At 69.3% G+C, this 20,918-nt stretch carries 20 protein-coding genes; 8 read left to right on the plus strand and 12 right to left on the minus strand.

Translation table 11 applies throughout. From position 1 onward, the window contains the following. Positions 1-10 precede the first annotated feature (10 nt). Complete coding sequence (locus SFC76_RS17905) at positions 11-1,207, plus strand: multidrug effflux MFS transporter (RefSeq protein WP_322850788.1); 1,197 nt, start codon at positions 11-13, stop codon at positions 1,205-1,207. Between the two features lie 347 nt (positions 1,208-1,554). Here SFC76_RS17905 and SFC76_RS17910 read toward each other — a convergent pair whose 3' ends face one another. From SFC76_RS17910 to SFC76_RS17920, 3 genes are read right to left on the minus strand one after another with little or no spacing between them, the layout of a single operon-like run. After that, a complete protein-coding gene (locus tag SFC76_RS17910; protein WP_322850769.1) occupies positions 1,555-3,885 on the minus strand; it encodes a xanthine dehydrogenase family protein molybdopterin-binding subunit in 2,331 nt (776 codons plus the stop codon). Then, positions 3,882-4,868, minus strand: a complete 987-nt coding sequence (locus SFC76_RS17915; RefSeq protein ID WP_322850770.1) for a xanthine dehydrogenase family protein subunit M — start codon at positions 4,866-4,868, stop codon at positions 3,882-3,884. Before SFC76_RS17915 ends, SFC76_RS17910 begins: the two co-directional genes overlap by 4 nt. Next, positions 4,865-5,386: a 2Fe-2S iron-sulfur cluster-binding protein gene (locus SFC76_RS17920; RefSeq protein WP_322850771.1), complete on the minus strand. Its 522-nt coding sequence runs from the start codon at positions 5,384-5,386 to the stop codon at positions 4,865-4,867. Before SFC76_RS17920 ends, SFC76_RS17915 begins: the two co-directional genes overlap by 4 nt. A gap of 125 nt (positions 5,387-5,511) precedes the next feature. Between SFC76_RS17920 and SFC76_RS17925 the strand changes: the two genes are divergently transcribed. After that, entirely contained in the window at positions 5,512-6,519 is a 1,008-nt protein-coding gene (locus SFC76_RS17925) for an NAD(P)-dependent alcohol dehydrogenase (protein WP_322850772.1), read from the plus strand. A 333-nt stretch (positions 6,520-6,852) separates the two neighbouring features. Here SFC76_RS17925 and SFC76_RS17930 read toward each other — a convergent pair whose 3' ends face one another. Both SFC76_RS17930 and SFC76_RS17935 read right to left on the minus strand, forming a co-directional pair. After that, on the minus strand, positions 6,853-7,863 hold the full coding sequence (locus SFC76_RS17930; RefSeq protein WP_322850773.1) for a zinc-binding alcohol dehydrogenase family protein: 1,011 nt from the start codon (positions 7,861-7,863) through the stop codon (positions 6,853-6,855). A gap of 88 nt (positions 7,864-7,951) precedes the next feature. Beyond that, complete coding sequence (locus SFC76_RS17935) at positions 7,952-8,731, minus strand: IclR family transcriptional regulator (RefSeq protein WP_322850774.1); 780 nt, start codon at positions 8,729-8,731, stop codon at positions 7,952-7,954. A gap of 175 nt (positions 8,732-8,906) precedes the next feature. Between SFC76_RS17935 and SFC76_RS17940 the strand changes: the two genes are divergently transcribed. The 4 genes from SFC76_RS17940 to SFC76_RS17955 all read left to right on the plus strand — a co-directional run bounded on the left by SFC76_RS17940 (position 8,907) and on the right by SFC76_RS17955 (position 13,930). Then, entirely contained in the window at positions 8,907-9,254 is a 348-nt protein-coding gene (locus SFC76_RS17940; RefSeq protein ID WP_322850775.1) for an L-rhamnose mutarotase, read from the plus strand. Between the two features lie 77 nt (positions 9,255-9,331). Continuing rightward, the gene (locus tag SFC76_RS17945) at positions 9,332-10,192 is read left to right on the plus strand and encodes an amidohydrolase family protein (RefSeq protein WP_322850776.1); all 861 of its coding nucleotides are present in this window, start codon (positions 9,332-9,334) and stop codon (positions 10,190-10,192) included. A gap of 105 nt (positions 10,193-10,297) precedes the next feature. Further along, positions 10,298-11,836: an alpha-L-fucosidase gene (locus SFC76_RS17950; protein WP_322850777.1), complete on the plus strand. Its 1,539-nt coding sequence runs from the start codon at positions 10,298-10,300 to the stop codon at positions 11,834-11,836. A 33-nt stretch (positions 11,837-11,869) separates the two neighbouring features. Beyond that, positions 11,870-13,930, plus strand: a complete 2,061-nt coding sequence (locus SFC76_RS17955; protein WP_322850778.1) for a beta-galactosidase — start codon at positions 11,870-11,872, stop codon at positions 13,928-13,930. A gap of 24 nt (positions 13,931-13,954) precedes the next feature. Here SFC76_RS17955 and SFC76_RS17960 read toward each other — a convergent pair whose 3' ends face one another. From SFC76_RS17960 to SFC76_RS17970, 3 genes are all read right to left on the minus strand, one after another. Next, positions 13,955-14,152, minus strand: a complete 198-nt coding sequence (locus SFC76_RS17960) for a hypothetical protein (protein WP_038665691.1) — start codon at positions 14,150-14,152, stop codon at positions 13,955-13,957. A 52-nt stretch (positions 14,153-14,204) separates the two neighbouring features. Then, positions 14,205-14,570, minus strand: coding sequence for a hypothetical protein (locus SFC76_RS17965; protein WP_322850779.1), 366 nt, complete (start codon positions 14,568-14,570; stop codon positions 14,205-14,207). Between the two features lie 69 nt (positions 14,571-14,639). After that, on the minus strand, positions 14,640-14,981 hold the full coding sequence (locus tag SFC76_RS17970; RefSeq protein ID WP_322850780.1) for a hypothetical protein: 342 nt from the start codon (positions 14,979-14,981) through the stop codon (positions 14,640-14,642). Positions 14,982-15,148: 167 nt separating this feature from the next. Here SFC76_RS17970 and SFC76_RS17975 point away from each other — a divergent pair, with 167 nt between their 5' ends. Beyond that, entirely contained in the window at positions 15,149-15,313 is a 165-nt protein-coding gene (locus SFC76_RS17975; RefSeq protein ID WP_322850781.1) for a hypothetical protein, read from the plus strand. 99 nt (positions 15,314-15,412) lie between these two features. After that, positions 15,413-15,544, plus strand: a complete 132-nt coding sequence (locus SFC76_RS17980; RefSeq protein ID WP_322850782.1) for a hypothetical protein — start codon at positions 15,413-15,415, stop codon at positions 15,542-15,544. 181 nt (positions 15,545-15,725) lie between these two features. Here SFC76_RS17980 and SFC76_RS17985 read toward each other — a convergent pair whose 3' ends face one another. From SFC76_RS17985 to SFC76_RS18000, 4 genes are all read right to left on the minus strand, one after another. Beyond that, positions 15,726-18,125, minus strand: coding sequence for a hypothetical protein (locus SFC76_RS17985; protein ID WP_322850783.1), 2,400 nt, complete (start codon positions 18,123-18,125; stop codon positions 15,726-15,728). A 97-nt stretch (positions 18,126-18,222) separates the two neighbouring features. Continuing rightward, entirely contained in the window at positions 18,223-19,017 is a 795-nt protein-coding gene (locus SFC76_RS17990) for a MetQ/NlpA family ABC transporter substrate-binding protein (protein WP_322850784.1), read from the minus strand. 11 nt (positions 19,018-19,028) lie between these two features. Further along, positions 19,029-19,694, minus strand: coding sequence for a methionine ABC transporter permease (locus tag SFC76_RS17995; protein ID WP_322850785.1), 666 nt, complete (start codon positions 19,692-19,694; stop codon positions 19,029-19,031). Beyond that, complete coding sequence (locus tag SFC76_RS18000) at positions 19,691-20,425, minus strand: methionine ABC transporter ATP-binding protein (protein WP_322850786.1); 735 nt, start codon at positions 20,423-20,425, stop codon at positions 19,691-19,693. The genes SFC76_RS17995 and SFC76_RS18000 overlap by 4 nt, the downstream gene beginning before the upstream one ends. Positions 20,426-20,918 lie beyond the last annotated feature (493 nt).

A 20,918-nucleotide genomic window follows, 5' to 3' on the forward strand; every position in this document is an offset into this window, starting at 1 on the left:
ACCACCCGGCATGCACCCGCGCGAATTCGTCGCGTTCATCGCCGCCGTCATGGCGGTCAACGCGCTGGGCGTCGACCTAATGCTGCCGGCGCTGGCCGATATCGGCCGCGACCTGCTGGTGAGCCAGGCCAACCACCGGCAATGGGTGGTGACCGTCTATATGGTCGGCTTCGGCGCCGGCCAGCTCGTCTACGGTCCGCTCGCCGACCGACTGGGGCGGCGGCCGGTGCTGATCGCGACGCTGCTCGGCTTCATCGCGGCGAGCGTCTTCGCGGCGAGTTCGGCGACGTTCGTCGCGCTGCTCGGTGCGCGGCTGTTGCAGGGGCTGATGTCGGCCTCGACGCGCGTGCTCGCGGTGGCGATCGTCCGCGACGGCGCCTCGGGGCGGCAGATGGCGCGCACCATGTCGATCGCGCAGATGATCTTCTTCATCGTGCCGATCCTCGCGCCGACGCTCGGCCAGGGGCTGCTCGCCTTCGGGCCATGGCGGTTCATCTTCTACGCGCTGGGCGGCTTCGCCGCCTTCGTGCTCGCCTGGTCGCTGGTCCGCCTGCCCGAAACGCTGCCGGTGGCGCGGCGGCTGCCGCTGTCGCTCGCCAATCTGCGGCAGAGCTATCGCCTGACGCTGACCAACCGCTATTCGATCGGCTATGCGGTCGCCGCGGCGCTGACCTTCGGCGGGATCATCGCCTTCGTCTCCTCGGCGCAGCAGATTTTCGTCGACGAATTCGGCGCGGGGCGGCGGTTCACCCTGTTGTTCGCGATCTGCGCCTTCTCGATGGGCGTCGCCTCCTTCGCCAACAGCCGGCTGGTCGAGCGGCTGGGGACGCGGCTGATCTCGCAGGCGGCGGTGCTGGCGCTGATCGCGCTGTCGGTCGTCCATCTGATCGTCATCCAGGCGGGGCAGGAGACGCTGGTCAGCTATATGATCCTGCAGGCGCTGAGCATGACCTGCATCGGGCTGTGCGGATCGAATTTCGGTGCGATGGCGATGGAGCCGGTCGGCCATATCGCCGGCACCGCCTCGTCGGTGCAGGGCTTCATCACCAGCATCGGCGCGGTGCTGGTCGGTTCGGCGATCGGCCAATCCTACGCCGGCACGACGCTGCCGCTGGCGATCGGCTATCTGCTGATCGGGCTGGCGGTGCTCGCGCTGATCTGGGTGGTGGAGAAGGGCGAGCTGTTCCGGCCGCGGATGGCGGGTTAGCCGTATCGGCGGCCGGTAGGTAGGATCGACATCCGGGGTGTGGAGCAAAGTCCTCCCCCGCCAGGGGGAGGTGTCGCGGCGGAGCCGTGACGGAGGGGGAGGTAAGCGACGACTTCGGTTGCCGTATCCTCCCCCTCCGTCATGCCTGCGGCATGCCACCTCCCCCTGGCGGGCAGGGCTATCGCATATGACGTTCCACGCAATGTTCCACGCAACGATGGGTACGTGACCTTTCGCGAGGTTGGCATTTTCCAATTGAGCTGCGGGCCTCCGGCGCACGATCGCAACTCAAAAATTCCATATGCGATTACCCTGCCCTGGCGGGGGAGGACTTTCTCCGCCTAATCTTACAGCAATTTGTCGAGGGTGATCGGCAGGTCGCGGATGCGCTTGCCGGTGGCGTTGAAGACCGCGTTCGCCACCGCGGCGCCGACGCCGGTGATGCCGATCTCGCCGACGCCGCGCGCGCCCATCGGCGTGTGGGGGTCGGGGATGTCGGTCCACATCACCTCGATCTCGGGCACGTCCATGTGCACCGGCACGTGATATTCGGCGAGGCTGGGGTTCATGATCCGGCCGTTGCGCTCGTCATATTGCGTCTCCTCCATCAGCGCGAGGCCGAGCCCCATGATGATGCCGCCGCGGAACTGGCTCGCCGCGGTCTTGGGATTGAGGATACGGCCGCAGTCGAACGAGCCGAGGAAGCGGCTGACCCGCACCTCGCCGGTCACCGTATTGACCCGCGCCTCGCAGAACATCGCGCCGTGCGAGTGCATCGACCAATGCATCGTCTCGAGCGGCATCGGCGGCGTCGCCTCGACGACGACGGTGTCGCGCTGCGCGCGCGCCAGGATCGATACGTAGCTTTCGTGGCGCGTCGGCTCGTCGAGCTTGGCGAGGCCGCCGTCGATCCCGCCCACCTCGTCGGCATCGAGCCCGGCGAGCGGCGAATCGTTGCCGGCGAGCTTGAGCAATTCGCCGACCAGAGCGCGATGCGCGGCGATCACCGAGGCGCCGATCGCCGCGGTCTGCTGCGACCCGCCGGCCATGACGACGCCGGGCAGGCTGCTGTCGCCGTAGCGGAAGGTCACCTGCTCCATCTCGAGCCCGAGCCGGTCGGCGGCGACCTGCGTCTGCGCGGTGGAAGTGCCCATCCCCATGTCGTGCGCGGCGATGTCGACCGTCGCATGGCCGTGGCGGGTCAGCGTGATCCGCGCCGCGCCGCCGGGCATCCGGTAATAAGGGTAAGTGGCGGTGGCGACGCCCATGCCGACCAGCCATTCGCCCTCGCGGCGGGCGCCCGGCTTGCCGCGCTGCGCCCAGCCGAAGCGGGCGGCGCCGTCGCGATAGGCCTTCTCGACCTCGCGCGACGAGAAGGGTGCGCCGGTGGTCGGGTCCTTCTCGGGCTCGTTGCGCATCCGCAGCTCGATCGGGTCGATGTCCATCGCCACGGCGAGTTCGTCGATCGCGCTTTCCAGCGCGAAGGTGCCGACCGCCTCGCCGGGCGCGCGCATGAAGGTGTTGGCGACCATGTCGAGATAGGCGACCTCGACGTCGAGCTTCATCGTCTTGCTCGCATAGGCGCTGCGCGTCGGCAGGATGAAGGGTTCGGGCAGGACGTTGTGATGGCTCATCGCCACCGTACCGGTGTGGAGGAGCGCGTCGAAGCCGCCATCCGCCTGCGCGCCGATCGCGACGCGCTGTTCGGTGATCGTGCGGCCGCCGACGATGCGATAGACGCCCTCGCGCGAGAGCATCAGCCGCACCGGCCGGCCGGACAGCTTGGCGGCGGCGGCGGCGAGCACCTGATGCTGCCACAGTCCCTTGCCGCCGAAACCGCCGCCGACGAACGGCGAGGTGACGTGGACCTGATCCTCGTCGAGCCCGAAGACATGGCCGAGCGACCAGGCCATGTGCGCGACCATCTGCGAGGCATCGTGGACGCGCAGCGTCTCGCCCTCCCAGACGACGGTGACCGCGTGCAGCTCGATCGCATTGTGGCTGTGACGCGGCGTCGTGTAGGTCGCATCGACGCTGTGCGGCGCGGCGGCGAGCGCCGCATCGGCGTCGCCGCTCTCGTATCGGAGCGGCTGGCCCATGAACTGGCCGGGTTCGGTGCCGTTGGCCTTGGCCTCGTCGAGCGCGGTGACCGAGGCTTCGGCGACGTAATCGACGTGGATCAGCGAGGCGGCATGATCGGCCTGGTCCTGCGTCTCGGCGAGCACCAGCGCGACCGGCTCGCCGTTCCAATAGACGCGATCGTCCTGCATGATCGGCAGGTCGTTGCCGCCGCACGCCTTCTCCGAGGTCATGAACAGCGGCATCGGCGCCATCCGCGGCGCGTTGCGATAGGTCATCACCAGCGCGACGCCGGGCGAGGCCTCCGCCGCCGCGGTGTCGAGCGTGGCGATGCGGCCCTTGGCGACGGTGCTGAACACCAATGCCGCATAGGCCATCCGGTCGAGCGGGAATTCGGCGGCATAAGGCGCGATGCCGCGCACCTTGATGGCACCGTCGATCCGCGAGATCGGCTTGCCGACGAAGCCGTGCTGCTGGCGGATCAGCGGATCGGGGCGGCCGCCGGGCATCCAGCTGTCCGGCGCCATCTGCACCGCGGTCTGCATCGCGGCCTGCGCGGCGCCTTTTACCGCCTGTTTGGCGTCTTCGACGATGCTCATGAATCCACTCCCGCGAGGTCGGCGAGCACGGCGACGATCGTCCGCCGCGCCAATTCGATCTTGAAGCCATTGTCGCGCAGCGGCTGTGCGGGCGCGAGTTCGGCCGCCGCGGCGGCCTCGAAGGCGGCGCGGGTGGCGGGGCCGCCACGCAGCGCGGCCTCCGCCTGCGTCGCGCGCCAGGGCTTGTGCGCGACGCCGCCGAGCGCGAGGCGGACGTCGGCGACCCGCCCGTCCTGCACCTCGATCGCCGCGGCGACCGAGACCAGCGCGAAGGCATAGCTCGCGCGGTCGCGGACCTTGCGATAGGTCGATCGCGCGGCGAGCGGCAGCGCGGGCAGCTCGATCGCGGTGATCAGCTCGCCGGGTTCGAGCAAAGTCTCGATCTCGGGATGATCGCCGGGCAGGCGGTGCAGCTCGGTCAGCGGCAGCGTGCGGGTGCCGCCCGGCGCGGCGAGATGGACGGTCGCGTCGAGCGCGGCGAGCGCCACCGCCATGTCGGACGGATGCGTCGCGACGCAGGCGGACGACGCGCCGAGGATCGCATGGATACGGTTGAAGCCGTGGATCGCGTCGCAACCCTGGCCCGGCTGGCGCTTGTTGCAGCGCGAGCCCTCGACGTCGTAGAAATAGGTGCAGCGGGTGCGCTGGAGCAGATTACCGCCGATCGTCGCCATGTTGCGGATCTGCGCGCTGGCGCCGGCCAGGATCGCGCGGCTCAGCATCGGATATTGGCTGCGGACGACGGGATGCGCCGCCAGCGTGCTGTTGCGCACGCCCGCGCCGATGCGCAGCCCGCCCGTCTCGGTCTCCTCGATCGTCGTCGACAGCGCGGTGACGTCGATCAGCGCGGCGGGGCGCTCGATCGTCTCCCGCATCAGGTCGACCAGATTGGTGCCGCCGCCGAGATAGCGGGTATCGGGCGCCGCGGCGAGCCGGAGCGCCTCGTCGGTGGCGGTCGCGCGCGCGAAGCTGAAGGGGGTCATGCCGCCACCGCCCGGTCCGCCGCCGCGGGGGCGTAGACGTCGAGGATCGCATCGACGATGCCGTTATGCGCGCCGCAGCGGCACAGATTGCCGCTCATCCGCTCGCGCAATTCGTCGCGGTCGAGCGTGATCGTGCCGCCGAGATCGGCGGTGACGTGGCTCGGCATGCCGCGTTCCAGCTCGGCGGCCATGCCGATCGCCGAACAGATCTGTCCCGGCGTGCAATAGCCGCACTGGAAGCCGTCGTGCGCGATGAAGGCGGCTTGCAGCGGATGCAGCGTCTCGCCGTCGGCAACCCCCTCGATCGTCGTCACCGACCGGCCGTCATATTGCACCGCGAGCGCGAGGCACGAGACGATCCGCTCGCCGTCGACCAGCACCGTGCAGGCGCCGCACGCGCCCTGGTTGCAGCCGAGCTTGGTACCGGAGAGGTGGAGGCGTTCGCGCAGCAGGTCGAGCAGGGAGACGCGGGGATCGTCGGGCAGCGGCACCGATGATCCGTTGACGGTGATGGGCATCGCAAATTCTCCCAAGATTTTTACCAACTTAGCCGAGGCGCAGCAGGCCGGCAACGCAACCGGCGGCTTTTTGGGAAAGCGATGCGATCTGACGCGTTCGGGCCATCGATCATAAGGAATTCCCGATGAAAGCGATGACATTGCCCGCCCCCGGCGGCCTCGACCGGCTGGCCTTCGCAGAGCGTGCCGATCCGGGTGCGCCCGGCCCGCAGCAGATCCGCGTCGCGCTGCACGGCAGCTCGCTCAACTATCACGATCTCGGCATCGCCACCGGCCGGATGCCGAGCGCCGACGGCCGCATCCCGCTCGCCGACGGCGCCGGGACGGTGGAGGCGGTCGGCGAGGGCGTGACCGAATTCGCGGTCGGCGACATGGTCGTCTCCTGCTTCTTCCCCGACTGGCAGGACGGCACGCCGACGGTGGGCGATTTCAGCCGCACGCCGGGCGACGGCATCGACGGCTTCGCGCAGGAGCATGTCGTCCTGCCGGCCACCGCCTTCACCCATGCGCCAAAGGGCTATGACGCGGTCGAGGCGGCGACGATCACCACCGCGGGGCTGACCGCGTGGCGCGCGCTCGTCGTGGATGCGCAGATCAAGGCGGGCGACACCTTGCTGCTGCTCGGCACCGGCGGCGTGTCGATCTGGGCGTTGCAGATCGCCAAGGCGATGGGCGCCCGGGTCGCCATCAGCTCGTCGTCGGACGAGAAGCTGGCGCGCGCCACGGCGCTCGGTGCCGACTTCACGCTCAACTATCGCACCGACGAGCGCTGGGGCCGGACGGTGCGCGACTGGGCCGGCGGACGCGGCGTCGATCACGTCGTCGAGGTCGGCGGGCCGGGCACGCTCGCCCAGTCGATCGAGGCGGTCCGCGTGGGTGGGCATATCTCGCTGATCGGCGTGCTCACCGGCGTATCGGGCGAGGTCCCGACCGCGGCGCTGATGGGCAAGCAGGCGCGGCTGCAGGGGCTGATCGTCGGCAGCCGCCGCGAACAGCAAGAGTTCGTCCGCGCGCTGGAGACGACCGGCATCCGCCCGGTGATCGACCGCCGCTTCCCGCTCGACCGGCTCGCCGAGGCCTTCCAATACGAGATGGACGGCAGCCATTTCGGCAAGATCGGCATCGAATGGTGAGCGTGACCGTACCCCGTTGGCGTTAGCCCCGAGCGTGTCGATGCGGGGTGATGGTGGAATTGTGGCGGAACGAGTGCCCGGCACCCCATCCCTGTTAGGCCGGATCGACATTCGGGCAAATTCCTCCCCCGCCAGGGGGAGGTGGCGCGGCGAAGCCGTGACGGAGGGGGAGGTAAGCGACCACTTCGGTTCCGTGTCCTCCCCCTCCGTCATGCCTGCGGCATGCCACCTCCCCCTGGCGGGGGAGGAATTTATTCAGAATTTCGAATGTCGATCCGGCCTCGCCCTGCGCCGCTACGCCCGATCGGCGACCGGGCAGGGCACGGCAGCGTGTCAGAACGTCGCGATCGCCTTGAGCACCTGGTCGGCCTGCGACGCCAGCCGGGGCAGTTCCGCCGGCAGGTCGATCGCGGCGACGCTGTGCGTGTGCAGCGCATCGGTGTCGATCGCGCCCTGCCGGACCGCGTCGATCACGCGGGCGAAGTCGGCGGCGAGCGCGTTGCGGCTGGCGAGCAGCGTCGTCTCGCGCTTGTGGAATTCGGGATCGGCGAAGATCAGGTCGCCCTTGGCGACGCCGACCAGCACGTAGCTGCCGCCGTGCGCGACCTCGGCGAGGCCGGCGTTCATCGCGGCGATGCTGCCGGTGGCGTCGAACACCGTGGCAAAGCCGCTGCCCGCGGTCAGGGTCGCGAGGCGCGCCGCGGCACCCTCGTCGGCAAGGACGCAATCGGTGAAGCCGAGGCGGTCGCGGGCATGATCGAGCCGGGCGGCGCGGGTGTCGCAGAGCACGACGTGCGCGCCGTCCAGCCGCGCGAAGAGCGCGGTGGCGATGCCGATCGGTCCCGCGCCGCGGACCAGCACGCGCTCCCCCGCCGCCAGCCGCGCGCGCGCGACCGCATGCGCGCCGATCGCGAGGAATTCGACCATCGCCGCCTGATCGAGGCTGAGCCCGGTCGCGTCGATCGCGGCGCGTTCGGGGATCGCGATCACCTCCGCCATGCCGCCGTCGACATGGACGCCGAGGACGGCGACGTCGACGCAGCAATTGGGCTTCCCGCCGCGGCAGGCGACGCAGACGCCGCAGGCGAGATAAGGGTTGATCGTGATCCGCTGGCCGGCGTGGAAGGCGCTGCCCGCGGGCGCCTCGATCACCTCACCGGCAAGCTCGTGGCCCATCACGCGGGGATAAGCGAGGAACGGCTGGTTGCCGGCGTAGATATGGTAATCGGTGCCGCACAGGCCGACGCGGCGGATGCGGACCAGCAGGTCGCCCGGCCCCGCCTGCGGCGGATCGCGCTCGACCGCGCAGAGGTCGAAGGGTTGCTGGCACACGATCGTCAACACAGGACCAGCCTCTATTTGCAAGTACGATTGCAAATATGAAAGATCCTTGGGTCTGGCAAGCACCGATCGCCCATGGGCGGCGATCCGGTCAGGAGGGGTGGTAGCCGAGCGCGATCGAGATATCGGCGGCGGCGCTGCGTAGATGCTCGCGCGCCGCCTGCATGTCGACCGTCTGCGAACCGTCGATCAGTTCGAGGAAGGGGATGGTCAGCGCCGCCGCGACCTGCCCGTCGAAGCCGAAGATCGGGAAACTGAGGTCGGTGACGCCGCGGGTGATCGGGCTCTTGCGCTGATCGTAACCGCGGGCGCGGACCTGCGCCAACTGCCGGTCGAGCGCGGCGCGATCGACCGGCGCGTCGCCCGCCGCGATCGCCTGCGCCAGCACATGATCGCGCGCCTCGTCGGCGGAGAAAGCGAGCAGCACGTTGCCCGAACAGCTCGCCAGCATGTCGATCCCCGCGCCGAGCCGCAGCGAGAAGCCGCGCGTGCCGGGATTCTGCTCGCGGGTGATGACGAGGCCGCTGCCGCCGTTGATCACGACGAGGTGGCAGGACTGGCCGGTGTCGATCGCGAGGCGGCGCATCGCGTCGCGCGCGGCGGTGACGAGATCCTGCGCGGGCGTCGCGCGATAGGCGAGATCGAGCAGCTTGTAGGCGACCGAATAGCGATCGTCCTTGCTCGATTTCTGGAGATAGCCGAGCTTCTCCATCACCACGACGATGCGGAACAGCTCGCCGACTGAGCGGTTGAGCCGCACCGCCATCTCGCTGATCAGGATGCCGCTGGGCTGCGATTCCAGCAGTTCGAAGATCTCGAACGCCTTTTCGACGGCCGGCGCCGCGTAGGTCGTCTTCGAACCCGATGCCATCTGGTCCTCCTCCGTTCGTCGTCGCCATGCGGTGACCGCAAGCGGCTGTCAAATCGCCCGCCGCTGCCGGATGCGCGGCGGACTGCGCGACGCTGCGCCACGGACGCCTTGCCGCGTCCCGGCGCACAGGCGATGTTGCCGCATCCCCAATGACTTGCAACGAGACTGCCCGACGATGACGCGCCACCTTCTGTTCCTCGACATCGATCCGTCGTCGGCCTCCGTCGCGGCCTATCGCGACTGGCATCGCGCCGGCGGCCCACCCGATGCGATCAACCGGTCGATACGTGCCAGCGGCATCGAATCGCTCGAAATCTGGCACGTCGGCGACCGGCTCGCGATGATCATGGAGACCGGCCCCGATTTCTCCGCCGCGGCGAAGGCGGCGGCGGATGCGGCGGACCCCGACGTCCAGGCCTGGGAAGCGCTGATGGAGCGGTTCCAGCGGCGGCTGCCGTTCGCGCCCGACGGCGAGAAATGGGTCGCGGCGGAGCGCGTCTATTCGCTCGACGAACAGCCCTGACGTCGCCTCCGGCGGCCTTGTCGCCGCGTTAAGACTATGAAAGGCGACGATCTTTCACGGCAAGGGCGAGGTGGAACGTGGCAATCGGAACGGCAGGCGGCATCACGATCGCCGGGGTGGTCGACGCGCATCACCATCTCTGGCGTCTCGACTGGCCGGGGCACCAATGGCCCGATGCGAGCCTGCCGGCGATCCACCGCGACTTCGCCATCGCCGATCTGCGTGCGGACAGCCGTGGCACCGATCTCGCCGCGACGGTGCTCGTCCAGTCGCAGCCGACCGATGCCGATACCGACCGGCTCTGCGCGATCGCCGCCGCCGAACCGCTGGTCGGCGCGCTGGTCGGCTGGGCCGATCTCGCCGCCGCCGATGCGCCGCGCCGGATCGCGGACCTCGCCGCGCGTCCCAAGCTGCGCGGGCTGCGGCCGATGCTCCAGTCGATCGCCGACACCGATTGGATGCTGCAACCGGCGCTCGACGGCGCGATCGCGGCGATGATCGCGCACGGCCTGCGCTTCGACGCGCTGGTCCAGCCGCGCCATCTGCGCGCGCTGCATCGCTTCGCGCAACGCTGGCCCGACCTGCCGATCGTGATCGATCACGCCGCCAAGCCCGGCGCGGCGGCAGGCGGGCTCGATCCGTGGCGGGCGGAGATCGCCGCGCTGGCGGCGCTCGACAACGTCTGGTGCAAGATGTCCGGCCTGCGCACCGAACAGCCGCTTGGCGAGCCCGCCACGGCGCTGGCGCCTTATGTGGCGCATCTCGTCGGCTGTTTCGGCGAGCGGCTGATGTGGGGCAGCGATTGGCCGGTGCTGCACCTCAGCGGCGACGGTTATGCGGGCTGGTTCGAAACCGCCCGCACGCTCGCCGGTCTCGATCCCGCCGGCGAGCGCAGTCTGTTCGCCGACAGCGCGCGGCGCTTCTACGGCCTGCCATAAGGCAGGCGGAAGAAGGAAGATCGCTTGCCTAATGAAAATACATTTGCAAGTATGATAATCTAGTCGGCTGCCGGACTTCGGACGATCGGCGCGGGAGAGAGAGACATGGCGGGCATAAGCAAGCGCGAATTGTTGGGGGCGTCGCTCGGCGCGAGCCTCGCCGCCGGGCCGTTCGCGCGCGCCGTGGCGGCCGCGCCGCTGCCCGCGATCGCCCCCGGCCGCTTCCAGCCGACGGTGGCCTCGCTCAGCACCTATCAAACGCCCGACTGGTTCCGCGACGCCAAGTTCGGCATCTGGGCGCATTGGGGGCCGCAGGCGGTGCCGCGGCAGGGCGACTGGTATGCGCGCTTCATGTACGTGCCGGGCCATCCGCATTACGCGCATCACCTCGCCACCTACGGCCATCCGTCCGAGTTCGGCTATAAGGACATCATTCCGCTGTGGACCGCGGACAAGTTCGACCCCGAGGCGCTGATGGACCGCTATGCCGCCGCGGGCGCCAAATATTTCGTGTCGATGGCGGTGCATCACGACAATTTCGACCTGTGGAAGTCGCGGCATCATCGCTGGAACGCGGTCGCGATGGGGCCGAAGCGCGATATCGTCGGCGACTGGCAAAAGGCCGCGACGCGCCGCAAGCTGCGCTTCGGCGTGTCCGAACATCTCGGTGCCAGCCACAATTGGTGGTATCCGAGCCATCTCTACGACCAGTTCTGGCCCAAGCTCGGCGTCGATTACGACGGCGCCGATCCGCGATTCGCCGATCTCTACCACAAGCCGCACGACGAGCCCTATACCAACAAGCCGGGCAGCTGGTACACCAACGACCCCGCCTATCACGCGATGTGGTTCGCGCGCATCCGCGACCTCGTCGATTCCTACCAGCCCGACCTGCTCTATTCAGACGGCGGCCTGCCGTTCGGCGCCACCGGGCGATCTTTGGTCGCGCATCTCTACAACAACAGCATCGCCCGCCACGGCAAGCTCGACGCGGTCTATACCTGCAAGGACCAGGGCTCGGGTGATTTCTACAAGGGCGCCTGCGTCCAGGACGTCGAGCGCGGCGTGCTCGCCGGCATCAACCCGCTGGCGTGGCAGACCGACACGTCGAACGGCGACTGGTTCGACAATGTCGACGACAAGTTCAAGACGCCGCCGCAGGTGATCGCGATGCTCGCCGACATCGTCAGCAAGAACGGCAACATGCTGCTCAACGTCGCGCTGCACGCCGACGGCAGCCTGCCGCCGCAGTCGGAGACGTTGCTCGCCGAACTCGCCGCATGGATGGCGGTCAATGCCGGGGCGATCCACGGCACGCGGCCGTGGACGATCCATGGCGAAGGGCCGACCGAGGCGGTGGCGGGCAGCTTCAAGGAAGACGGCAGCTATGTCGCGCAGGACATCCGCTTCACCACCAAAGGCGGCAAACTGTACGCGATCACGCTCGGCGAACCCACCGGCGCGACCGCGATCAAGGCGCTGGCGCAGGGCAATCCGCACGATCCGCGCCGGATCAGGCGCGTACGCCTGCTCGGCCACGGCGGTGCGATCCGCTTCGAACAGACCGGCCAGGCGCTGGTGATCGAGCGGCCGGACCGGCTGCCGACCCGCCACGCCAGCGTGTTCGAGATCAGCTTCGCCTGAGCGGCGATCCTTCACACAATCGGAAGTGCAATCATGGTCTCGATCAAATCCCTCGCGTTCGCGGCGGGTGCCCTCCTGCTGGCGGCGGCGCCTGCCCCCGGTGTCCGCGCGCAGGACCCGGCGGTGCGCGCCGACTGGCCCGGCAAGGGCGATCTGTTCGTCGGCACCTGCTACCAGCCGGTCGACCGGTCGCCGGCGCAGATCGCGCAGGACATTGCGGTGATGAAGGGCGCGGGCTTCACGATGGTCCGCATGGGCGACCTGTCGTGGGATTCGTTCGAGCCGCAGGAGGGGCATTATACCTTCGCCTGGTTCGACAGCGTCATGGACCAGATGCATCGCGCCGGGATCAGGGTGGTGCTCGATATCCCCGGCCTGCCGGCGCCCGGCTGGCTGCACAAGACCTACCCCGGCGTCGACCTGATCAACCAGGACGGCGCGCGCCTGCACGCGGCCAGCCGCTATTGGGACGACATCAGCGATCCCGATTACCGCCGGCACGTCCATGCGCTCGCCGAGCAGATGCTCAAGCGCTACGCGCATCATCCCGCGGTGATCGCGATCGGCTATGACAATGAGGTCGGCAGCTCGCCGATGTCCTATTCGGACGGGGTGCGGCAGCGGTTCATCGGCTGGCTCAAGCAGCGTTACGGCACGATCGAGGCGCTCAACACCGCCTGGGCGACGCAGCGCTGGTCGCGCCGCATCGCCGATTGGGACAGCGTCGATCTGCCGTATGGCAACGGGCCGGGGCCGAACGAGCGCAACCTCGACCTCCACCGCTTCTGGTCTGACCAGACGATCGCCGCACTCGACGATCTCGACGGCGTCCGCCGGCAATATGCGCCGCATCTGCCGACCGCATCGAACCTGTGGCCGGAGGCGGGCAACAAGGGCTTCGACTATCTGCGCTCGTGGAACAGCTATGCGACCTACGGCGCGCTCGGCTTCTATCCGGGCGATGCGCTGGGCGCGGCGTTCCAGGTGATGATGATGAAGGCGGGGCACCGGACGCCGGTCTGGTTCAACGAATTCACCGCCGGCGGCGGCGGCGATTACGGCACGCCGGACCGGTCGCGGATGTGGGCCTATTTCGGCCTGCTCAATTATGCGCAGACCTTCCTCGCCTGGACGTTCAACTCGCATCTCGGCGGCGAGGAGCAATCCCTGTTCGGATTGCTCGACCATGACGACCGGCCGTCGTGGAAGGTCGCCGAATTCGCGCGCATCGCCAAGGAGTTCGGCAGGATGGAGACGCTGGGCTTCCCGCGCGACGCGCAGCCGCAGGTGGCGATCGCTTATTCGTTCCAGACCAACTGGCTGGTCACCCCGCCGCCCGGCCCCAATACGATCAAGCAATATTTCGCCGGCACCTACGTCGATCAGGCGAAAGCGGCGTTCCAGCCCTTGTTCGAGGACAATGTCGACACCGCCGTCATCGACATCGCACACGACCCGATCGACGCCTACCGCCTCGTCGTGCTGCCGAGCGCCTATATCATGGACGCGCCGACCGCCGCGGCGGTGCGCCGCTATGTCGCGGGCGGCGGCACCGTGGTGATGACCGGCTATTCCGCCAAGGCGGACGAGACCGGCAAATGGTTCGCGACGCCGCTGCCGGGGCGGCTCACCGACGTTTTCGGGCTGCGCACCAACGCCTTCTACCGCGCCGCCACGCCGCTCAAGGTGACGCTGAACGGCGCGACGATGACCGCGACCGACGGCTATTACGAGATCCTCGAACCCTCCACCGCCAGGCCGCTCGCGATGTTCGAGGGCTTCGCGCAGCCGACGCCGGCGATCACCGTCAACCGCTTCGGCAAGGGGCGCGCCATCTATCTGGCCACCGCGCCGCAGGCGGCGCTGCTCGGCCCGCTGCTCCGCTCGCTCTATGCCGCGACCGGCATCGTGCCGGGGCCGAAGACGCCCGCGGGGGTGGTCGCGCGGACGGTCGAGGGGCGGACGATGTACGTCAACACCACCACCGCGCCGATCGCGGTGCCGCTCGCAAAACCGGGCCGCGACGTGATCGGCGGCCGCGCGGTGGCGGCAACGCTGACGCTGCCGGCCTATGACGTGGCGCTGGTCGAATGAGCCGCGACCGGCGCGGCGCGGCGGCTACAGCCGGATGCCGCGCCGCGTCATCTCCGCCACCGCGATCGCGCCGAGCGGCGTGTCGGCCGAGGCGTTGAAGATATCGGCGAGGTCGAGCAGATCCTCGTCGCCGAGCTGGAGGATCGAGGTTTCGATGTCGGCGAGACGCTGCACCGCCAGCTCGCCGCGATCGGCGAGCCGTTTCATCCGTGTTCTTAGCATGACGGGGTCCTAGCAAAGATGTCGCGGCAATGGCAGCGGAGAGTCGCCGCAGTCAGTCGAGCCGGCGCTGCGCCTCGAACAAACGTTCCAGCATCGTCTGGACGGTGTCGTATCCCAGCCGCGACAGCGCCAGCAGGTCGCCGCGCCGTTCGACCAGCCCGGCCTGGGCGAGCGCGATGATCCAGCGCTCGGTCGTCGCGCGCGGTCCGTCGATCTCGGCTTCCGACGGATAATGCGCCTCTTCTTCCGCGACGAACAATGCGAGCAGGATGTTGGTCGGCAGCGGCGCGTTGAACCCCTGCGGCAGCGTCTCCGCCAGCACCTGCGCCGCGGCGAGCATCCGCTCGGCGAGCTTGGTCGTCGTCGTCGTGCTCACGATCCGCACCGAACCGTCCGACGCCGTCAGGGTGCGCGGCATGACCTTCTCCTCCCGAGGTCATCTTTTTAACTTCAATTGTTATGAACAATCAACAAGCTGACCGCAAACTCAATGCGGCGGCCCGGCCTGCATCCGCAGCTCGATGTCGCTGAGCACGTCGACGGGCAGCGGGTGGCTGAATTCGACGCCGACCTCATGCTCGCGATTCCACGCGATCCAGCCTTCCAGCTTGGTCAATTGCGGCATGTCGATCGTCACATAGGTGCCGACCGTGACGCGATGCGTCAGCATGATCCGGCACCCCAGATGGGTGATGTCGCTGATCGAACACGCCTCCGCATCGAACTTCATCGACGAGATCGTCGCCGGCCAGACGACGGCGAGACGGTCCGCCTGACGCTCTTCTTGCGCGAGCCAGGTCGGATAGGGGGTGGGATCTACGGAAGCCATGGCTCTTGCTACGGAAAAGAGGTTAACATCTTGTCTTGGCACACCCTTTCCGGGCGGGCTGACACGCCGACAACAGCCGCTGGAACACCGGCAATGGCAGCGCCGGTATCGGCGCCGCGTCCGCCGGCCTAGGCCCGGTGCCGACAGGCTGGATCGCGGGGGCTCGCATGACCTATTTCATCGTCGCGACCGCGTCCGCCGTCGCCGCCGCCGCGACCTATGGTTATGGCCGGCATCGGCAGCGGCTTCAGCGGCGCAGCGATGCCCGCCGCCGCCTGTCGCGGACGATGGCCGGTGCCCGCGCCGGCGGCGCCCAACCGTCGCGGGACTGACCGCCGGTCGCCCCCGGCGCGCTGAACCGCAGATAAACGGTTGGTTCAGCGTCATTCCATGCGAAGACGCTCAGTATCACGGCTTTTCAGGAGCGTATCATGCCTGCTCTACGCTGCCGCCTCGGCCTGCACCTATGGACGATCAAGCCGGCGACCCACCGGCCGGGCACGACGATCCACCGCTGTTCGCATTGCGGCCTCGTCCGTATCCGCCACGCCAAGCCCGGCTAGACGGGATCGACGGTCCCGATCCGCGCCGCCTCCGCCGTCACCCGGGCTTGACCCGGGGGCCCGCTTCTTCCTGATCGGCACGGTGAAGACGGTAGCGGGACCCCGGATCAAGTCCGGGGTGACGGGAGGGGGTAACGAGGGTGCGGAGGCGAGGAACGTCGATCGGTCCCGCTTTGCCTCCTTACGGCACGGCGACCGTTGCGATCGCTCCGGCCGCGTCGCGCAGCCGCAGGTAGAGGCTGGCGGGCTTCTGCCCGGCGACCGGCGGTACGACCTCGACGGCATTGGCGGTGAAGCCGTCGGGGATCGCCTGCGCCGCATCGAATCGCGCGTCGCCGGCGATCGCCTGCGCCAGGAACAATCGGTCGCCGGTCACCGTGCAGCGCCCCGCCGCGCCGCAGGCGATCGAGCGTAGCTCGGGCAGGCGGACGACGCTGCCGAGCGGCGTCCAGCGCGTCGCGACGCCATCCTGCACGATGCGGACACGCAGCGCGCCATGCGCCAGCACGCCGAGCGCCTCGGCGGGCACGATCGTGACGATACCGGTCGTCGCATCCTGCAGGTCATAGCCCTTGCCCGCGGTCAGCCGGCTCGTCGCCTGGCCATCGGCGGTGGCGATCTCGACCACCTCCTTGCCGGTCAGCGGCGTTGCGGGATCGAGGCGGAAGGCGAAGGTGAGCCGCGCGTCCTGCGCGAACACGCCGTCGGGCTGCAATGTCATCGGCAGCACACCCGCGCGCTGCACCGGCTGCGCGCTGCGCTGGAGCAGCTGCGGCGTCCGCCGTGCGGCGGCGACGGTGACCGCGATCGTCTTGTGGCGATTGCCGGCGAAGGCGACGTCGGCGACGATCCGGCTGCCCGCGGCGAGCGCGCGCAATGCCGCGGGATCGGCGGCGGCGAGCATCAGTTGATCCGCCCGGTCCGACCGGGTCAGCGCACCCGGCGTCAGCGTGGCGCCGCCCAGCCTCACCTCGCGGACCTGATCCAGCCGCGAACCGGTCAGCACCGCCTCGTCGTCGCCCGCCGCGATCGTCAAGGCATCGAGCCGGCCGATCTCCTGCAACGCGGGCAGCGTGATCGTCGCCGGCGCCGCGCCGGCCGCGCCGGAGATGGTCAGCGTGACCGGGCCGGGCGCCGCCTTGTCGAGCGGCACGTCGACGACGATCCCGCGCTCGCCGTCCTGTTTCCAGCCCAACGTCTCGCTGGCGCCGTCGCCGCGCCGCATCTCGACCTTGGCGACGCAGCCCGCGCCCTCGCCGGCGAGCGCGACCGCGTTGGTGCGGCCGACCACCAGCGTCGTGTTGGCGGCCGCCGCCCAGCCGTTCGCCTGCGGGCGCGACAGCGTGAAGCGCGGCCCGTCGAAGGCGGTGAAGCCCCAATTGCCGTGGAGCTGCGCGCCGACCGGGCCGGCGAACCCCGCGTCGGGCAGCGTCTTGTCGAGCACATAGCCGCCGCGGCGGGCGTCGGCATGCGCGGGCAGGTCGACCGACGCGCCGCCGGTGCCGGCGACGCGTACCATGACGTCGCGGGCATAGCGCGTCGCATAGACGAGCGGCGCGCCCTCGACCGGCAGCACCGCACCGCTCGCCGCGCACAACAGGCCGGCGCCTTCGCCGTGGCGCAGGGGTGGCGGCTTGGCGGCCTCGATCGCGGGCAGGCCGACGACCATCACCGATGCCGGCTTGGCGAACGAGAGCGGCGTGTTGAGCAGCAGGGTGATCCGGCTGTCACCCATCCGCGCCAGCGCCGGCACGAACTGGAGCTGCGTCGACTGGAAGGCGCCGAACAGCCGGAAGATGTCGCGCACCACGCCGATATACGAACTGTAGAAGCCATAGCCCGCCTGCGGCGTCGCGCTGAGCTGGAAGGCGAGGTCGGTCGGCGCGCCGGTCAGCGTGTCGGCGAGCGCCGAGCTGTGCGTATCGGCGAACAGCAAGGTCTCGCGATCGCCGGTCAGGCAGGCGGCCTGCAACTCGGCGGGCTGTTGCAGGCATTCCGCCTTCAGCTTGATCGCCAGGCTGCGGGTCAGCACCTGCGAGGTCGCGCCGACGCTGTCCGGATTTTCGCGCTCGGCCTGGAGCAGCACGTCGAGGAAGGTGTCGAGCCGCGCCCGGTCGAGCGTCGCCTGGTTGAGGTCCTGCACCGCGCGCACGAAGGCGCCGGGCTGTTTGCGCACCGCGCTGGCCACCGCATCGGCGCTGCCGCCCTTTTCGGGCAGGATGAACAGCGCGAGCTGCTGCGCGCCCTTGGGCACGACCAGCGAAAGGTCGCCGCTTTTGCCCTTGCCGCCCAGCGTATCGTGGAACCAGTCGCGCGGCGGCCGCTCGACCGCACCGCGCAGGAACACCGCGACCAGCCGGAAGCGCTCGCTGCCGGCGGGCGGCAGGTCGAGCTTGATCGACACCCGGTCGCCCTCGGCGAGGTTGGGCACCCAGGCGAGCGGCAGCGTCGCGCCATCGTGCGTGACCGCGACGTCGAGCCGCGGCCCGACCAGATCGAATTGCGACGGCGCCGCCTCGACCCGCCACGCGGCGGCGGCAAGCAGGGCGAAGACGCTGAGATGGCGGAACAAACGCGGCATGAGGCAGGCGGCAATCCCGGTTCGACGACGCCGCGCTTCTGCCCCCCGCTTGTGTTCAGATTGAGGCTGGCGGGGTGGAAAACCCGCCCCGATCGCCTCAAAACGCCGGCAGCACCGCGCCTTTATAGTGGCTGTCGATGAACGCCTTGGTCTGCGGGCTGCGCAGTGCGGCGATCAGTTTGACGACGCGGGGGTCGTTCTGTTCGCCGGCGCGGCCGACGACGAAATTGACGTAAGGCGATTTGGCGTCCTCGATCACCAGCGCGTCGCGGGTCGGGTTGAGCTTGGCGTCGAGCGCGTAATTGGTGTTGATCATCGCCAGATCGACCTCGCCGAGCACGCGCGGCAGCGTCGCCGCCTCCAGCTCCTTGAAGCGCAGATGCCTGGGATTGGCGGCGATGTCGCGCAGCGTCGACAGCGCGTTGGTCGGCTCCTTCAGCCGGATCAGCCCGGCGCGCTGGAGCAGCAGCAGCGCGCGGCCGCCGTTGCTCGGCTCGTTGGGCAGCGCCACCATTGCGCCGTCGGGCAGTTGCGCCAGCGTCTTGTAGCGGCGCGAATAGCCGCCGAGCGGTTCGACGTGGATGCCCGCGAACGGCACCAGATGCGTGCCGCGCGCGGCGTTGAACTGGTCGAGATACGGCTTGGTCTGGAAGTAATTGACGTCGATCTGGCGCTGGTCGACCTGCAGGTTCGGCTGCACGTAGTCGTTGAACACGCGGATATCGAGCGTCAGCCCCTGACTGGCGAGCAGCGGCTTCACCTGTTCGAGGATTTCGGCATGCGGCACCGCGGTGGCGGCGACGGTGAGCGTGGCGCCATCGGGCTTGGCGCCGCCCGAACAGGCGGCGATGAGGCCGAGGGACACGGTAGCGAGCAGGGTACGACGGTTCATCGGCGGGACCTTCAACGGCGGGTGACGCGGCGGGCGAGACGATCGCCGCCATATTGGATGAGCTGGACGAGCGCGACCAGCAGCACGACGGTGACGACCATCACGTCGGTCTGGAAGCGCTGATAGCCAAAGCGGATCGCCAGATCGCCGAGCCCGCCCGCGCCGACCACGCCGGCCATCGCGGTGAACGAGACGAGCGCGACCGCGGTCACCGTCGCGCCGGCGATCAGCCCGGGCAGGGCCTCGGGGATCAGCGCGCCGGTGACGATCTGCCGCGTCGTCGCGCCCATCGCCTGCGTCGCCTCGATCGTGGTGCGGTCGACCTCGCGCAGCGCGCTTTCGACCAGCCGCGCATAGAAAGGCGCGGCGCCGACGACGAGCGGCGGGATCGCGCCGGCGACGCCGAGCGAGGTGCCGACCAGCGCCATGGTCAGCGGGATCATCACGATCAGCAGGATGATGAACGGCACCGAGCGCAGCACGTTGACGATGGCGCCGAGCACCGCATTGCCGAATCGGTTGGCGAGCAGCCCGCGCTCGCCGGTGAGATAGAGCAGCACGCCGAGCGGCAGGCCGAACAGGATCGACAGCAACAGCGATCCCGACAGCATCGCCAGCGTGTCGACGCAGGCGCGGCCGATCTCCGGCCAGTCGATGTTGACGAACAGCCCGGTCATGCCGCCACCGCCGCGAGCATGCGCTGCGTCGCGGGGTGGCGCGCCGCGGCGAAGACGGCGTCGACCGCGCCGGTCTCGACGATCCGCCCCGCCTCGATCACCGCGACGCGGTCGCAGATGCTGCGCACCACCTCCATCTCGTGCGTGATCAGCACGATGGTGAGGCCGAGTTCGCGATTGAGGTCGCGGAGCAGCGCGAGCACGTCGCGCGTCGTCTCGGGATCGAGCGCGCTGGTCGCCTCGTCGCACAACAGCACGGCGGGGTCGGTCGCGAGCGCGCGGGCGATGCCGACGCGCTGGCGCTGGCCGCCCGAGAGCTGCGCGGGATAACGGTCGGCGAGCGCGGCGAGGCCGACGCGGTCGAGCAGGGCGGAAACCTTCGCCTCGCGGTCGCGGCGCGGCGCACCGGCGAGTTCGAGCGGGAAGCCGACGTTGCCCGCCACCGTGCGCGACGACAGCAGGCCGAAATTCTGGAAGATCATCCCCATCCGCTGGCGCAGCCGGCGCAGGTCGGCGGCGGGCAAGGTGTCGATCACCTGCCCCTCGATGGCGACATGGCCCGAGGAGGGCCGTTCGAGCCCGTTGAGCAGCCGGATCAGCGTCGACTTGCCCGCGCCCGAGCGGCCGATGATCCCGAACACCGTGCCCTCCGCGATGTCGAGCGACACGCCGTCCAGCGCCGGCGCGCCGCCGCCGGGGAATTGCTTTCGGACGTCGGTAAGCTTGATCATGACCGGTGGTTCGCCGCCTTCGCTACGCAAAGGCCGAGCCTGTGCCGGATCGAACGCCGCCGCGCCACCGGCAGAAGACTTGGGAACGCTAAAGGCTGCTTTGCCCGTCGCGGCGGGCGAGGCAGGTCTAGATCAAATTCCTCCCCCGCCAGGGGGAGGTGGCGCGGCGAAGCCGTGACGGAGGGGGAGGTAAGCGACGTCTTGCGTTGCGTGTCCTCCCCCTCCGTCATGCCTGCGGCATGCCACCTCCCCCTGGCGGGGGAGGAATTCTAGCCAAGCCCCTGCATGTCGATCCGGACTAGGCTCCTGATTTCGCAGGAGCACCGTGCTGATCCACCGGCGATGCCGCTTCCGCAGAGGTCTCGAACGAGTCCGGGGTGACGGGGTGGAGTTGGAGAGCGATCGCCCCCCTATGCGACGGCCCCGGTCACCATTGCCGGCGCAGCGCGCGGATCGCGTCGATACTGTCGCGGCGCGCGCGGGCGGGGTCGGG

This window comes from Sphingomonas sp. CD22 (genome assembly GCF_034556155.1).
Classification (GTDB): Bacteria; Pseudomonadota; Alphaproteobacteria; order Sphingomonadales; family Sphingomonadaceae; genus Sphingomonas.

What these genes read in the sequence shown, in the direction of transcription:
- SFC76_RS18000 (WP_322850786.1), bottom strand. Translation starts at nt 20,425, where the DNA reads ATGATCAAGCTTACCGACGTCCGAAAGCAATTCCCCGGCGGCGGCGCG.
- SFC76_RS17990 (WP_322850784.1), bottom strand. Translation starts at nt 19,017, where the DNA reads ATGAACCGTCGTACCCTGCTCGCTACCGTGTCCCTCGGCCTCATCGCC.
- SFC76_RS17925 (WP_322850772.1), top strand. Translation starts at nt 5,512, where the DNA reads ATGAAAGCGATGACATTGCCCGCCCCCGGCGGCCTCGACCGGCTGGCC.
- SFC76_RS17935 (WP_322850774.1), bottom strand. Translation starts at nt 8,731, where the DNA reads ATGGCATCGGGTTCGAAGACGACCTACGCGGCGCCGGCCGTCGAAAAG.
- SFC76_RS17955 (WP_322850778.1), top strand. Translation starts at nt 11,870, where the DNA reads ATGGTCTCGATCAAATCCCTCGCGTTCGCGGCGGGTGCCCTCCTGCTG.
- SFC76_RS17915 (WP_322850770.1), bottom strand. Translation starts at nt 4,868, where the DNA reads ATGACCCCCTTCAGCTTCGCGCGCGCGACCGCCACCGACGAGGCGCTC.
- SFC76_RS17905 (WP_322850788.1), top strand. Translation starts at nt 11, where the DNA reads ATGCACCCGCGCGAATTCGTCGCGTTCATCGCCGCCGTCATGGCGGTC.
- SFC76_RS17950 (WP_322850777.1), top strand. Translation starts at nt 10,298, where the DNA reads ATGGCGGGCATAAGCAAGCGCGAATTGTTGGGGGCGTCGCTCGGCGCG.
- SFC76_RS17965 (WP_322850779.1), bottom strand. Translation starts at nt 14,570, where the DNA reads ATGCCGCGCACCCTGACGGCGTCGGACGGTTCGGTGCGGATCGTGAGC.
- SFC76_RS17940 (WP_322850775.1), top strand. Translation starts at nt 8,907, where the DNA reads ATGACGCGCCACCTTCTGTTCCTCGACATCGATCCGTCGTCGGCCTCC.
- SFC76_RS17920 (WP_322850771.1), bottom strand. Translation starts at nt 5,386, where the DNA reads ATGCCCATCACCGTCAACGGATCATCGGTGCCGCTGCCCGACGATCCC.
- SFC76_RS17970 (WP_322850780.1), bottom strand. Translation starts at nt 14,981, where the DNA reads ATGGCTTCCGTAGATCCCACCCCCTATCCGACCTGGCTCGCGCAAGAA.
- SFC76_RS17995 (WP_322850785.1), bottom strand. Translation starts at nt 19,694, where the DNA reads ATGACCGGGCTGTTCGTCAACATCGACTGGCCGGAGATCGGCCGCGCC.
- SFC76_RS17980 (WP_322850782.1), top strand. Translation starts at nt 15,413, where the DNA reads ATGCCTGCTCTACGCTGCCGCCTCGGCCTGCACCTATGGACGATCAAG.
- SFC76_RS17910 (WP_322850769.1), bottom strand. Translation starts at nt 3,885, where the DNA reads ATGAGCATCGTCGAAGACGCCAAACAGGCGGTAAAAGGCGCCGCGCAG.
- SFC76_RS17960 (WP_038665691.1), bottom strand. Translation starts at nt 14,152, where the DNA reads ATGCTAAGAACACGGATGAAACGGCTCGCCGATCGCGGCGAGCTGGCG.
- SFC76_RS17975 (WP_322850781.1), top strand. Translation starts at nt 15,149, where the DNA reads ATGACCTATTTCATCGTCGCGACCGCGTCCGCCGTCGCCGCCGCCGCG.
- SFC76_RS17985 (WP_322850783.1), bottom strand. Translation starts at nt 18,125, where the DNA reads ATGCCGCGTTTGTTCCGCCATCTCAGCGTCTTCGCCCTGCTTGCCGCC.